Below are 13,669 nucleotides of genomic sequence, written 5' to 3'. Positions count from 1 at the left end.
CTACCCCGTGGCACTGACCCTGGCACTCGACATCGGCGGCACCAAGATCGCCGCCGGCCTGGTGGATCCCGAGGGGAAGCTGGTCCATCGGGCCCAGCTCCCGACACCCGACGGTGACGCCGAGAGCGTGTGGGCCGTCGTGGCGAAGCTGCTCGGCGAGACCATGCAGACCGCGAACGGGGCCGCGACCGGAGTCGGTGTGGCCTCGGCCGGGCCGATCGACCTGCCCAACGGCACGGTCAGCCCGATCAATATCACCGAATGGCAACACTTTCCGATCGTCGAGCGGGTTTCCGGTGCCACCGGACTGCCGGTGCGGCTCGGCGGCGACGGGCTGTGCATGGCACTGGGCGAACAGTGGCGCGGTGCGGGCCGGGACGCGCAGTTCCTGCTCGGCATGGTGGTGTCGACCGGGGTCGGCGGTGGCCTGGTGCTCGACGGCGCACCGTACGACGGCCGCACCGGCAACGCCGGGCACGTCGGCCACGTCGTCGTCGCCCCCGACGGAGGTGACCTGTGTACGTGCGGCGGGCACGGCTGTGTCGAGACCATCGCGTCCGGGCCGAGCATGGTGCGGTGGGCCCGCAGGCACGGCTGGAGCGGGACGGACGCCAAGGCGCTGGGTGATGCGGCGAACAAAGGAGATGACCTGGCCATCAAGGCCTTTCAGCGTGGTGCCCGCGCGGTCGCGGCCATGATCGCCTCGGTGGGCGCGGTATGCGACCTGGACCTGGTCGTGATCGGCGGGGGAGTGGCCAAGTCCGGGACGCTGCTGTTCGACCCGTTGCGGGCGGCGCTCGCGGACTACGCCGGGCTGGACTTCCTGCGCGGGCTGCGGGTGGTGCCTGCCGGACTCGGCGGCGACGCCGGCCTGGTCGGGGCGGCAGCCCTGGTGCGGGGCTGACGCTTCCGCTGCTGAATCTCCATGTGGGTGCGACCCCATTCGCACAATGCCCCCAGTACCGGCGCCAGCGTCTTGCCGTACTCGGAGATCGAATAGTGCACGCACGGCGGCACCGTGCCCGCGTCGTGGCGGTCGATGATCCCGGCGTCGACCAGATCGTGCAGGTGCCGGATCAGCATCCGCTCGGTGATGTCGGGAATGCTGCGGCGCAGTTCAGCGGTGCGCATCGGCCCGTCGGCCAGCCGCCACAGGATGGTGCCCTTCCAGCGGCCGTCGATCACCGACAGCGTCGCGTCGATCGGGCACTCGCCGACCTCTTTCTTGGAAACCGCCATTTCCCGCCCTCCACGTGCTGACTAATTTGTCAGTACCTTGTTTTTTGTCAGCGTACTGACCAGGCTCGATGGTGTGAACGAAATCGTGCAGATTCTCGCCGTGATCATCACCGGCCCGCTTCTCGGCGTGGAGTTCGGCGTCGCCGCATTCACCAACCCGATCCTGCAGCGGCTGCCTGACGCCGCCTACTGGCAGGCACGCGGCACCGGCGCCAAGACCCTCGGAACCGCGATGCCGTTCTGGTACATGGCGTCGACGACGTTGCTGATCGCTACCACGGTGTTCAGACCCGGGCCGTTGCTTGTCACGGCGGTGGTGATGATGGTGCTGGTCATGTTGTTGAGCGTCACCGTGCTGGTGCCGATCAACAACCGTGTCGCTGCCGGCTTCGGTGGTGACGGTGCAGGTGAGGCCCCGGAGCAGTTTCACGAACTGGCCCGGCGCTGGGATCGATTGCACTGGGTGCGGGTCGGCCTGCTCGCAGTGGCCTTCGTATTGCTTGTGCTGGCCGGCGCACGCTGAGGCGCCGCGAGCGACCGCCCAGGTACGCAATTTGCCGCGTGTCGACCTACAGACACGGTCGCTCGCGGTGCAGTGCAGAGGGGGAAGCGTGCTCGTTTTGGCTGATTGGTGAGTGTTCGGCTACTCTGGTCGGGTTCCACCGAAGACCGTCGGTCACCGAGCAATCGGTTGAAGGTCCGGGAAATGTCCCGGCGGCCCACGCAGGAGGACGAGGCTGGACCAGTTTCATGCTGGATATCTCTGCGCCCCGACCTGTCTGCGTCGGGGCGTTCGTCATTTCACGGCCCCAAGTTGGTGGAGCGCCCGATACCCACCACAAGGAGGCATGCATGGCCAAGGCTGAGAAAGCCACGGCGGTTGCCGACATTGCTGAGCAGTTCAAGGAGTCGACGGCCACCGTCGTCACCGAGTACCGCGGGCTGACTGTGGCACGTATGGCTGAGCTGCGTCGTTCCCTCGGCGACTCGGCCACGTACACCGTCGCCAAGAACACTCTGGTGAAGCGCGCCGCGTCCGAAGCCGGCATTGAAGGTCTCGACGAGCTGTTCGCCGGTCCCACGGCGATCGCATTCGTCAAGGGTGAGCCCGTTGACGCCGCCAAGGCGATCAAGAAGTTCGCCAAGGACAACAAGGCGCTCATCATCAAGGGCGGCTACATGGACGGCAAGGCGCTGTCCGTCGCCGAGGTCGAGAAGATCGCCGACCTCGAGTCGCGCGAGGTTCTGCTCGCCAAGCTGGCAGGTGCCATGAAGGGCAACCTGTCCAAGGCCGCAGGCCTGTTCAACGCGCCCGCTTCTCAGGTTGCCCGCCTCGCCGCGGCGCTGCAGGAGAAGAAGGCCGCCAGCGACGCTGCCTAGTAGCTGCTCAACCGCTGTCGCTCAAACGCAACTGCACCAACCACCCAACATCTGTAAGAAAAATCAGGAAGGACCATAAACATGGCCAAGCTGTCCACCGACGAACTGCTCGACGCGTTCAAGGAAATGACCCTGCTGGAGCTCTCTGAGTTCGTGAAGCAGTTCGAAGAGGTCTTCGAGGTCACCGCTGCTGCTCCGGTCGCCGTTGCCGCCGCCGGTGCCGCCCCGGCCGCCGCCGAGGCCGCCGAGGAGCAGTCGGAATTCGACGTCATCCTCGAGGGTGCCGGCGACAAGAAGATCGGCGTCATCAAGGTCGTCCGCGAGATCGTCTCCGGCCTGGGCCTGAAGGAAGCCAAGGATCTGGTCGACGGCGCTCCCAAGCCGCTGCTGGAGAAGGTCACCAAGGAGGCCGCCGAGGACGCCAAGAGCAAGCTCGAGGCTGCCGGCGCCAGCGTCACCGTCAAGTAGTCCACAACTGGACCGCAAGGACCCCCGAATCCCCACGGATTCGGGGGTTCTTTGCTTGTATGAGCAGGAATGGTTCGGTCAGGGCCCGGGTACTCCCGAATATTGGGAGACAAGCATGTGTGGGCGGTGCCGCGTGCGCTATGGTGACTCAAGCCACAGGCCGCAGCAGGTGGCGGGGTGAGCCGTAGGCGGAAGGATCTTTATGGGCGTCCAGATCGATGTGACGGGGCTGAGCAAATCTTTCGGATCGTCAAAGATTTGGGAAGACGTCACGATGTCGATTCCCGCTGGCGAGGTCAGCGTGCTTCTGGGCCCGTCGGGTACCGGTAAGTCGGTGTTCTTGAAGTCCCTGATCGGTCTGCTGCGCCCGGAGCGCGGCTCGATCGTCATCGACGGCACCAACATCCTGGAGTGCTCGGCCAAGGAGCTCTACGAGATCCGCACGCTGTTCGGTGTGTTGTTCCAGGACGGCGCGCTGTTCGGCTCGATGAACATCTATGACAACACCGCCTTCCCGTTGCGTGAGCACACGAAGAAGAGCGAGAGCGAAATCCGCAACATCGTCATGGAGAAGCTCGACCTGGTCGGTATGCCCAATGACGGCCACAAGTTCCCCGGCGAGATCTCCGGTGGTATGCGCAAGCGTGCCGGCCTGGCCCGCGCGCTGGTGCTCGACCCGCAGATCATCCTGTGTGACGAGCCGGACTCCGGTCTGGACCCGGTCCGTACCGCTTACCTGAGCCAGCTGCTCATCGACATCAACGCGCAGATCGACGCCACGGTGCTGATCGTGACGCACAACATCAACATCGCCCGGACCGTGCCCGACAACATCGGCATGCTGTTCCGCAAGCAGCTGGTCATGTTCGGCCCCCGCGAGGTGCTGCTGACCAGCGAGGAGCCCGTCGTCAAGCAGTTCCTCAACGGTCGTCGTATCGGCCCGATCGGTATGTCCGAGGAGAAGGACGAGGCGACCGCCGCAGCCGAGCAGGCTCTGCTGGATGCCGGTCAGCATGACGGTGGTGTCGAAGAGATCGAGGGCGTGCCGCCGCAGCTGACCGCCACCCCGGGTATGCCCGAGCGTGCGGGTGTGGCCCGGCGCCAGGCCCGGGTGCGCGAGATCCTGCACACCCTGCCGCCGGCCGCGCAGGCCGCGATCCTGGACGACCTGGAGGGCACGCACAAGTACGCGGTGCACGAGTTCGGCGACGAGCCCACCACGCGCCACCAGCGTCCGGTCGAAGACGACGCCCCGACCGGAGCCATCGAGGTTCCTCACCAGAGCTGAGTGTCAACGATCAGGCCGGACCCCGAGGGTCCGGCCTGATTTGTGTTGTGAGAGAGCAGGAACCGAATGCACGTGCAGCGGGGTCAGCCCGCCCGATTCGAGGAATTGGGTGGTGGCGTCACCCGGGCGCACGGTTACGCCGATGCGCGGATGGCCAGACAATTGGCGCGCGCCGAGTACCTCTCCAAACGCCGGCTGTGGGTCGTTGTGGCCCTGGTGGCCGTGGTCGTCCCCGTCGTCGTCGTTCTTTTCGCCGGCATGCCGTTCTCGGGCGAGAATCTCCCTGATCTCCTGTACGCGCTGGCGTTCACCGTCGCCATGGGTGTCGGTACATTCATCGTGTTCGGGTTCGGCCTGCTGGTCCTCGCAGCGCCCCGGAGTTGGGCGCTCAAGCTGCCTGCTGGCACTGCCATGTGGGCCGAGTTCAGGCCGGAGGCCATCGGTATCGGGTGGTTGGAGCACTTCAATGCGCTCTACCTCGACCAGGTGCTCCAGGTCAGGCGTGTTGACTCGGTCCTGGTGGTGCAGGGCGTCGGTGGCATCGAACTGCTGATCCCCGACGAACTGGTACCGCCAGACATCGCCGCCAAGTTGGTGTCCACCGTCACAGAGCGTCGCAGGGTGCTTCCGACGTATCCGGAGGCCGCGAGGCCCGGTGCGAGGCAGCGGACGGGTCCCGACGGGGTGATCCGCACCATGGACATTGCCGACGCCGGTTTGGCCGACGAACTGGGCGCCGCAGTCAAGCGCGGTGTCGCGACTCGATTGGCGTTCGCACTCGCGATCCTCGTACCACTGGTGATGCTCGGCTATTCGTATGTCGAGGACGGGGAGCTGACGGCGACTTCGGTGCTCCGCGCCGCTGGGGTCTTGGTCGCGGCCGTCGGTGCGCTCACGTACGTGGTGTGCTTTGCGACGCCCGCGAAATTCCGTCAGTTGGTTCCGCCCGGAGCTCCCATCGCGGCCGAGTTCGGTTCGCAGCAGATCGGGGTACGTCTCGGGGGCCATCTGCAGATCTTGAAGCTGGGCGGCATCGAGCGCATCTGGCATTCTGACCACGTATTTCACGTGTCGGCGCGGGGTTTGGGAACGGGGCTGGTCATCCCGGAACGGTTGGTTCCGGCGGAGGTCGCATCAGGGCTGTTCGCCCAATTCGGCGCGGCGTGACCGGCGGACAAGATAACGCTCGCTCACCCGTTGCGCGAGCTGCCATTCCGGGGCAGAGTTGGGCGCATCAAACCGCGCGTCACCTCTTGACGGAAGGCCCTGGACAGGCCAATCTGTTGGGCAGCATGTGTGAAGGGTTTAGTGGACGCCAGCCAGCGCCGGGTGACCCAGTTCATGCAGTGGATGTGTGGTGGTTGAGGAATGCGCCGTTCTGCGCTATCGTTGGACGTTGCGCTGGCTGCACCCTGCCCACCCTCACCTGATCTGCACATAATGTTCTAGCCTGAGCGTTGCTCAGTATCTAGTCCTGTGCCGTGCGTATGGGGTTCTGGACAGGCCAAAGCCAGCCGAACCGACGCAGAATCGCGGCCAACGGACCGGCGCACCAGCTCTCCGGACAGTCGCATGAGGTGCTGGAAGGATGCATCTTGGCAGTCTCTAGCCAGAGCACAGCGAACGCTAACACCAATAACTCCGTCCCAGGAGCACCGAACCGAGTTTCTTTTGCCAAGCTCCGCGAGCCTCTTGAGGTTCCGGGGCTACTCGACGTTCAGACGGATTCCTTCGACTGGCTCGTCGGAGCGGACGGATGGCGGCAGAAGGCCGTCGATCGCGGCGAGACCGACCCCAAGGGCGGTCTCGAAGAGGTGCTCGAAGAGCTCTCGCCGATCGAGGATTTCTCGGGCTCGATGTCGCTGAGCTTCTCCGACCCGCGCTTCGACGAGGTCAAGGCGCCGGTGGACGAGTGCAAAGACAAGGACATGACGTACGCGGCTCCGCTGTTCGTCACGGCCGAGTTCATCAACAACAACACCGGTGAGATCAAGAGCCAGACGGTCTTCATGGGTGATTTCCCGATGATGACCGAGAAGGGCACCTTCATCATCAACGGCACCGAGCGTGTCGTGGTGAGCCAGCTCGTGCGTTCTCCCGGTGTGTACTTCGACGAGAGCATCGACAAGTCCACCGAGAAGACGCTGCACAGCGTCAAGGTGATCCCGGGCCGCGGTGCGTGGCTGGAGTTCGACGTCGACAAGCGCGACACCGTCGGTGTGCGTATCGACCGCAAGCGTCGTCAGCCGGTCACCGTGCTGCTCAAGGCGCTGGGCTGGACCAGCGAGCAGATCACCGAGCGCTTCGGCTTCTCCGAGATCATGATGGGCACCCTCGAGAAGGACAGCACCGCTGGTCCCGACGAGGCACTGCTGGACATCTACCGCAAGCTGCGTCCGGGCGAGCCGCCGACCAAGGAGTCCGCGCAGACCCTGCTGGAGAACCTGTTCTTCAAGGAGAAGCGCTACGACCTGGCCCGCGTCGGCCGCTACAAGGTCAACAAGAAGCTCGGCCTGAACGCCGGCCAGCCGATCACGTCGTCGACCCTGACCGAGGAAGACGTCGTCGCCACCATCGAGTACCTGGTGCGTCTGCACGAGGGCCAGACCACGATGACCGTCCCCGGCGGCGTCGAGGTCCCGGTCGAGGTGGACGACATCGACCACTTCGGTAACCGTCGTCTGCGCACCGTGGGCGAGCTGATCCAGAACCAGATCCGGGTCGGCCTCTCCCGTATGGAGCGTGTCGTGCGTGAGCGCATGACCACCCAGGACGTCGAGGCGATCACGCCGCAGACCCTGATCAACATCCGTCCCGTCGTGGCGGCGATCAAGGAGTTCTTCGGTACCAGCCAGCTGTCGCAGTTCATGGACCAGAACAACCCGCTGTCGGGTCTGACCCACAAGCGTCGTCTGTCGGCGCTGGGCCCCGGCGGTCTGTCCCGTGAGCGTGCCGGCCTTGAGGTCCGCGACGTGCACTCCAGCCACTACGGCCGGATGTGCCCGATCGAGACCCCTGAGGGTCCGAACATCGGTCTGATCGGTTCGCTGTCGGTGTACGCCCGGGTCAACCCGTTCGGCTTCATCGAGACGCCGTACCGCAAGGTCGTCGACGGCAAGGTCACCGACCAGATCGACTACCTGACCGCCGACGAGGAGGACCGCCACGTCGTGGCGCAGGCCAACTCGCCGATCGATGCGGACGGCAGCTTCACCGAAGACCGCGTGATGGTCCGTCGTAAGGGCGGCGAGGTCGAGAACGTGGCCCCGTCCGATGTCGACTACATGGACGTCTCGCCGCGCCAGATGGTTTCTGTCGCGACCGCGATGATCCCGTTCCTCGAGCACGACGACGCCAACCGCGCCCTGATGGGTGCCAACATGCAGCGCCAGGCGGTTCCGCTGGTGCGCAGCGAGGCCCCGCTGGTCGGTACCGGTATGGAGTTGCGTGCCGCGATCGACGCCGGCGATGTCATCGTCTCGGAGAAGGCGGGCGTCGTCGAGGAGGTCTCGGCCGACTACATCACCGTGATGGCCGACGACGGCTCCCGGCACACCTACCGGATGCGCAAGTTCGCCCGGTCGAACCACGGCACCTGCGCCAACCAGCGTCCGATCGTGGACGCCGGACAGCGTGTCGAGGCCGGCCAGGTCGTCGCCGACGGACCGTGCACCGAGAACGGTGAGATGGCCCTGGGCAAGAACCTGCTCGTGGCGATCATGCCGTGGGAGGGTCACAACTACGAGGACGCGATCATCCTCTCGAACCGCCTGGTCGAAGAGGACGTGCTCACCTCGATTCACATCGAAGAGCACGAGATCGATGCCCGCGACACCAAGCTGGGCGCCGAGGAGATCACCCGGGACATCCCGAACGTCTCCGATGAGGTGCTGGCCGATCTCGACGAGCGCGGCATCGTCCGCATCGGCGCCGAGGTCCGCGACGGCGACATCCTGGTCGGCAAGGTCACCCCGAAGGGTGAGACCGAGCTGACCCCGGAGGAGCGCCTGCTGCGTGCCATCTTCGGTGAGAAGGCCCGCGAGGTCCGCGACACGTCGCTCAAGGTGCCCCACGGTGAGTCCGGCAAGGTCATCGGCATCCGCGTGTTCTCGCGTGAGGACGACGACGAGCTGCCCGCCGGTGTCAACGAGCTGGTCCGCGTCTACGTGGCCCAGAAGCGCAAGATCTCCGACGGCGACAAGCTCGCCGGACGCCACGGCAACAAGGGCGTCATCGGCAAGATCCTGCCCGTCGAGGACATGCCGTTCATGCCCGATGGCACCCCGGTGGACATCATCCTGAACACCCACGGTGTGCCGCGTCGTATGAACATCGGCCAGATCCTGGAAACCCACCTCGGGTGGGTGGCCAAGGCCGGCTGGAACATCGATGTGGCCGAGGGAACGCCCGAATGGGCGAGCAGGCTGCCCGATGGTCTGCACTCGGCCCCGGTCGACAGCATCGTCAGCACCCCGGTGTTCGACGGTGCCCGCGAAGAGGAGCTGGCCGGCCTGCTCGGCTCGACGCTGCCCAACCGTGACGGTGACGTCATGGTGAACGCGGACGGCAAGGCGACATTGTTCGACGGCCGCAGTGGCGAACCGTTCCCGTACCCGGTGACGGTCGGCTACATGTACATCCTCAAGCTGCACCACCTGGTGGACGACAAGATCCACGCCCGCTCCACCGGCCCGTACTCGATGATCACCCAGCAGCCGCTCGGTGGTAAGGCGCAGTTCGGTGGTCAGCGGTTCGGTGAGATGGAATGTTGGGCCATGCAGGCGTACGGCGCTGCCTACACCCTGCAGGAGCTGCTGACCATCAAGTCCGACGACACGGTCGGCCGCGTGAAGGTGTACGAGGCCATCGTCAAGGGCGAGAACATCCCTGAACCCGGTATCCCCGAGTCGTTCAAGGTGCTTCTCAAGGAGCTGCAGTCGCTGTGCCTCAACGTTGAGGTGCTCTCCAGCGACGGCGCGGCGATCGAAATGCGTGACGGTGACGACGAGGACCTGGAGCGTGCTGCTGCCAACCTCGGCATCAACCTGTCGCGCAATGAGTCCGCCTCTGTCGAAGATCTCGCCTGAGTTGTTTTCTAGTCCCGAAAGGGGAAAGGGAGTTACGTGCTAGACGTCAACTTCTTCGATGAACTCCGCATCGGCCTCGCCACCGCGGACGACATCCGTAACTGGTCCTTCGGCGAGGTCAAGAAGCCGGAGACCATCAACTACCGCACGCTCAAGCCCGAGAAGGACGGCCTGTTCTGCGAGAAGATCTTCGGACCGACTCGCGACTGGGAGTGCTACTGCGGTAAGTACAAGCGCGTCCGGTTCAAGGGCATCATCTGTGAGCGCTGTGGCGTCGAGGTCACTCGCGCCAAGGTGCGCCGTGAGCGGATGGGCCACATCGAGCTGGCCGCACCCGTCACGCACATCTGGTACTTCAAGGGTGTTCCGTCGCGGTTGGGCTACCTGCTCGACCTGGCCCCGAAGGATCTGGAAAAGATCATCTACTTCGCGGCCTACGTGATCACCTCGGTCGACGACGAGATGCGCCACAACGAGCTGTCCACGCTCGAGGCCGAGATGGCCGTCGAGCGCAAGGCCGTCGAGGATCAGCGCGACTCCGACCTGGAGGCCCGGGCCCAGAAGCTCGAGGCCGACCTGGCCGAGCTCGAAGCCGAGGGTGCCAAGTCCGACGTGCGCCGCAAGGTGCGCGACGGCGGCGAGCGGGAGATGCGTCAGCTCCGTGACCGGGCCCAGCGTGAGCTGGACCGGCTCGACGAGATCTGGACCACCTTCACCAAGCTGGCTCCCAAGCAGCTCATCGTCGACGAGGTGCTGTACCGCGAGCTGCAGGACCGCTACGGCGAGTACTTCACCGGTGCCATGGGCGCGGAGTCGATCAAGAAGCTCATCGAGAACTTCGACATCGAGGCCGAGGCCGAGAACCTGCGCGAGACCATCCGCAGCGGCAAGGGTCAGAAGAAGCTGCGCGCCCTCAAGCGCCTGAAGGTCGTCGCGGCCTTCCAGCAGTCGGGTAACTCCCCGCTGGGCATGGTGCTCGACGCCGTCCCGGTGATCCCGCCGGAGCTGCGTCCGATGGTTCAGCTCGACGGTGGCCGTTTCGCCACCTCCGACCTGAACGACCTGTACCGCCGCGTGATCAACCGCAACAACCGGCTCAAGCGACTGATCGACCTCGGTGCGCCCGAGATCATCGTCAACAACGAGAAGCGCATGCTTCAGGAGTCGGTGGACGCGTTGTTCGACAACGGCCGTCGTGGCCGTCCGGTCACCGGGCCGGGCAACCGTCCGCTCAAGTCGCTGTCCGATCTGCTCAAGGGCAAGCAGGGCCGCTTCCGTCAGAACCTGCTCGGTAAGCGCGTCGACTACTCGGGCCGTTCGGTCATCGTGGTCGGTCCGCAGCTCAAGCTGCACCAGTGTGGTCTGCCCAAGCTGATGGCTCTGGAACTGTTCAAGCCGTTCGTGATGAAGCGTCTGGTCGACCTGAACCACGCGCAGAACATCAAGAGCGCCAAGCGCATGGTGGAGCGTCAGCGTCCCCAGGTGTGGGATGTCCTCGAAGAGGTCATCGCCGAGCACCCGGTGCTGCTGAACCGTGCACCTACGCTGCACCGCCTGGGTATCCAGGCCTTCGAGCCGCAGCTGGTGGAAGGCAAGGCCATCCAGTTGCACCCGCTGGTGTGTGAGGCGTTCAACGCCGACTTCGACGGTGACCAGATGGCCGTGCACCTGCCGCTGTCGGCAGAGGCCCAGGCCGAGGCCCGCATCCTGATGCTGTCCTCGAACAACATCCTGTCCCCGGCGTCGGGTAAGCCGCTGGCCATGCCGCGTCTGGACATGGTGACCGGTCTGTACTTCCTGACCACCGAGGTCGAGGGCGACACCGGCGAGTACGTGCCTGCCGCCAAGGACCAGCCGGAGCAGGGCGTGTACAGCTCGCCCGCCGAGGCGATCATGGCGCTGGACCGCGGTGCCCTGTCGGTGCGCGCCAAGATCAAGGTGCGGCTGACCGACGCGCGTCCGCCGGCCAACGTCGAGGCCGAGTTGTTCGAGAACGGCTGGAAGCCCGGCGATGCCTGGACCGCGGACACCACGCTGGGCCGCGTGCTCTTCAACGAGTTGCTGCCCAAGGGCTACCCGTTCGTCAACGAGCAGATGCACAAGAAGGTCCAGGCCCGGATCATCAACGATCTGGCCGAGCGCTTCCCGATGATCGTGGTGGCGCAGACCGTCGACAAGCTCAAGGACGCCGGCTTCCACTGGGCCACCCGTTCGGGTGTCACGGTCTCGATGGCCGACGTTCTGGTGCCGCCGCAGAAGCAGGAGATCCTGGAGCGGCACGAGGCCGAGGCCGAGGCGATCGAGCGCAAGTACCAGCGCGGCGCGCTGAACCACAACGAGCGCAACGAGTCGTTGGTCAAGATCTGGCAGGACGCCACCGAAGAGGTCGGTAAGGCGATGGAGGAGTACTACCCGGCCGACAACCCGATCATCACGATCGTGAAGTCGGGCGCCACGGGTAACCTCACCCAGACCCGCACCCTGGCAGGCATGAAGGGTCTGGTGACCAACCCGAAGGGTGAGTTCATCCCTCGCCCGATCAAGTCCTCGTTCCGCGAAGGCTTGACGGTGTTGGAGTACTTCATCAACACCCACGGTGCCCGTAAGGGTCTGGCCGACACCGCTCTGCGTACCGCCGACTCGGGTTACCTGACCCGTCGTCTGGTGGACGTGTCGCAGGACGTCATCGTCCGCGAGACCGACTGTGAGACCGAGCGCGGCATCGTCGTCACGCTGGCCGAGCGCGGTCCCGATGGTTCGCTGATCCGCGATGCGCACGTCGAGACCTCGGCATTCGCCCGCACCCTGGCCACCGACGCAGTCGATGACAAGGGCAACGTCGTCATCGAGCGCGGCCATGACCTGGGTGACCCGGCCATCGACGCGCTGCTGGCTGCCGGCGTCGCCCAGGTGAAGGTCCGCTCCGTGCTGACCTGCGCCTCGGCTTCCGGCGTGTGTGCCAAGTGCTACGGCCGCTCGATGGCCACCGGCAAGCTGGTCGACATCGGCGAGGCCGTCGGCATCGTCGCTGCCCAGTCGATCGGTGAGCCCGGTACCCAGCTGACGATGCGTACCTTCCACCAGGGTGGTGTTACCGGTGGCGCCGACATCGTCGGTGGTCTGCCTCGCGTGCAGGAGCTGTTCGAGGCCCGTATTCCGCGGAACAAGGCGCCCATCGCCGATGTCGCGGGCCGGGTCCGGCTGGAGGAGAGCGACAAGTTCTTCAAGATCACCATCGTTCCCGACGACGGTGGCGAGGAAGTTGTCTACGAGAAGCTCTCCAAGCGTCAGCGGCTGCGTGTGATCACCCACGAGGACGGCTCCGAAGGCGTGCTGTCCGACGGTGACCACGTCGAGGTCGGCGACCAGCTGATGGAAGGCTCCGCCGATCCGCACGAGGTGCTGCGCGTCCAGGGTCCCCGCGAGGTGCAGATCCACCTCGTCAAGGAGGTCCAGGAGGTCTACCGGGCCCAGGGCGTGTCGATCCACGACAAGCACATCGAGGTCATCGTCCGGCAGATGCTGCGTCGCGTCACGATCATCGATTCGGGTGCGACGGAGTTCCTGCCCGGTTCGCTGACCGAGCGTGCCGAGTTCGAGACCGCGAACCGTCGCGTCGTGGCCGAGGGCGGCGAGCCCGCGGCCGGACGTCCGGTGCTGATGGGTATCACCAAGGCATCGCTGGCCACGGATTCGTGGCTGTCGGCGGCGTCGTTCCAGGAGACCACTCGCGTGCTGACCGATGCGGCGATCAACTGCCGCAGCGACAAGCTGCAGGGTCTGAAGGAGAACGTGATCATCGGTAAGTTGATCCCGGCCGGTACCGGTATCGCCCGTTACCGCGACATCCAGGTGCAGCCGACCGAAGAGGCCCGCGCTGCGGCGTACACGATCCCGTCCTACGAGGATCAGTACTACAGCCCGGACTTCGGTGCGGCCACCGGTGCTGCGGTGCCGCTGGACGATTACGGATACTCGGACTACCGCTAGTAGTTCACGGAAAAGCCCCCGCTTCTGAAGTGCTCCCCGGAAGTTGGACTGAGAAATTCAGTTTCTTCTTCTGGGGAGTACTTTTTTGCATCCTTCTAGTTCGTTGACTGAGGCCCAGCGCGGTGCGGCGGTAGCGTTGTTCGAGCAGGGGCGGGGCTATAGCGCCACCGCGAGGTATCTGGGAGTGAGCCGGGGGCCGGTTCGCGAGATACATCGC

At 65.2% G+C, this 13,669-nt stretch carries 9 protein-coding genes and 1 pseudogene; 9 read left to right on the top strand and 1 reads right to left on the bottom strand.

What is annotated here, in order from left to right; all coding sequences use genetic code 11:
- Positions 1-7 precede the first annotated feature (7 nt).
- Positions 8-904 (top strand): ROK family protein, encoded by an 897-nt coding sequence (locus ACNQR1_RS30510; protein WP_418049280.1) that lies wholly within the window; start codon positions 8-10, stop codon positions 902-904.
- Here the strand turns inward: ACNQR1_RS30510 and ACNQR1_RS30505 are convergent.
- Positions 805-1,239 carry a winged helix-turn-helix transcriptional regulator gene (locus ACNQR1_RS30505; protein WP_418049279.1) on the bottom strand — a complete coding sequence of 145 codons (435 nt, stop codon included), beginning with the start codon at positions 1,237-1,239 and terminating at the stop codon, positions 805-807. The genes ACNQR1_RS30510 and ACNQR1_RS30505 overlap by 100 nt on opposite strands.
- Before the next feature lie 73 nt (positions 1,240-1,312).
- Between ACNQR1_RS30505 and ACNQR1_RS30500 the strand changes: the two genes are divergently transcribed.
- From ACNQR1_RS30500 to ACNQR1_RS30465, 8 genes and pseudogenes are all read left to right on the top strand, one after another.
- Positions 1,313-1,762 (top strand): anthrone oxygenase family protein, encoded by a 450-nt coding sequence (locus tag ACNQR1_RS30500; RefSeq protein ID WP_418049278.1) that lies wholly within the window; start codon positions 1,313-1,315, stop codon positions 1,760-1,762.
- Positions 1,763-2,091: 329 nt separating this feature from the next.
- A complete protein-coding gene (gene rplJ, locus ACNQR1_RS30495; RefSeq protein ID WP_418049277.1) occupies positions 2,092-2,619 on the top strand; it encodes a 50S ribosomal protein L10 in 528 nt (175 codons plus the stop codon).
- An 81-nt stretch (positions 2,620-2,700) separates the two neighbouring features.
- Positions 2,701-3,087, top strand: coding sequence for a 50S ribosomal protein L7/L12 (rplL, locus tag ACNQR1_RS30490; protein WP_418049276.1), 387 nt, complete (start codon positions 2,701-2,703; stop codon positions 3,085-3,087).
- 202 nt (positions 3,088-3,289) lie between these two features.
- Positions 3,290-4,375 (top strand): ABC transporter ATP-binding protein, encoded by a 1,086-nt coding sequence (locus ACNQR1_RS30485; protein WP_418049275.1) that lies wholly within the window; start codon positions 3,290-3,292, stop codon positions 4,373-4,375.
- A 66-nt stretch (positions 4,376-4,441) separates the two neighbouring features.
- Positions 4,442-5,542 (top strand): hypothetical protein, encoded by a 1,101-nt coding sequence (locus ACNQR1_RS30480; protein ID WP_418049274.1) that lies wholly within the window; start codon positions 4,442-4,444, stop codon positions 5,540-5,542.
- 410 nt (positions 5,543-5,952) lie between these two features.
- Positions 5,953-9,462: a DNA-directed RNA polymerase subunit beta gene (locus ACNQR1_RS30475; RefSeq protein WP_418049273.1), complete on the top strand. Its 3,510-nt coding sequence runs from the start codon at positions 5,953-5,955 to the stop codon at positions 9,460-9,462.
- Between the two features lie 36 nt (positions 9,463-9,498).
- Positions 9,499-13,452 carry a DNA-directed RNA polymerase subunit beta' gene (locus ACNQR1_RS30470; protein WP_418049272.1) on the top strand — a complete coding sequence of 1,318 codons (3,954 nt, stop codon included), beginning with the start codon at positions 9,499-9,501 and terminating at the stop codon, positions 13,450-13,452.
- Positions 13,453-13,537: 85 nt separating this feature from the next.
- Positions 13,538-13,636: pseudogene (locus ACNQR1_RS30465) on the top strand (hypothetical protein); the annotation flags it as partial.
- Between the last annotated feature and the right edge of the window lie 33 nt (positions 13,637-13,669).

It is taken from the genome of Mycobacterium sp. 48b (assembly GCF_048282725.1).
Taxonomy (GTDB): domain Bacteria; phylum Actinomycetota; class Actinomycetes; order Mycobacteriales; family Mycobacteriaceae; genus Mycobacterium.
The sequence above is the reverse complement of the archived record's forward strand: the minus strand, read 5'-3'. Positions and strand labels throughout refer to the sequence as shown.

Coding starts and splice junctions, on each gene's coding strand:
- ACNQR1_RS30505 (WP_418049279.1), bottom strand. CDS start 1,239: ATGGCGGTTTCCAAGAAAGAGGTCGGCGAGTGCCCGATCGACGCGACG.
- rplJ (WP_418049277.1), top strand. CDS start 2,092: ATGGCCAAGGCTGAGAAAGCCACGGCGGTTGCCGACATTGCTGAGCAG.
- rplL (WP_418049276.1), top strand. CDS start 2,701: ATGGCCAAGCTGTCCACCGACGAACTGCTCGACGCGTTCAAGGAAATG.
- ACNQR1_RS30485 (WP_418049275.1), top strand. CDS start 3,290: ATGGGCGTCCAGATCGATGTGACGGGGCTGAGCAAATCTTTCGGATCG.
- ACNQR1_RS30480 (WP_418049274.1), top strand. CDS start 4,442: ATGCACGTGCAGCGGGGTCAGCCCGCCCGATTCGAGGAATTGGGTGGT.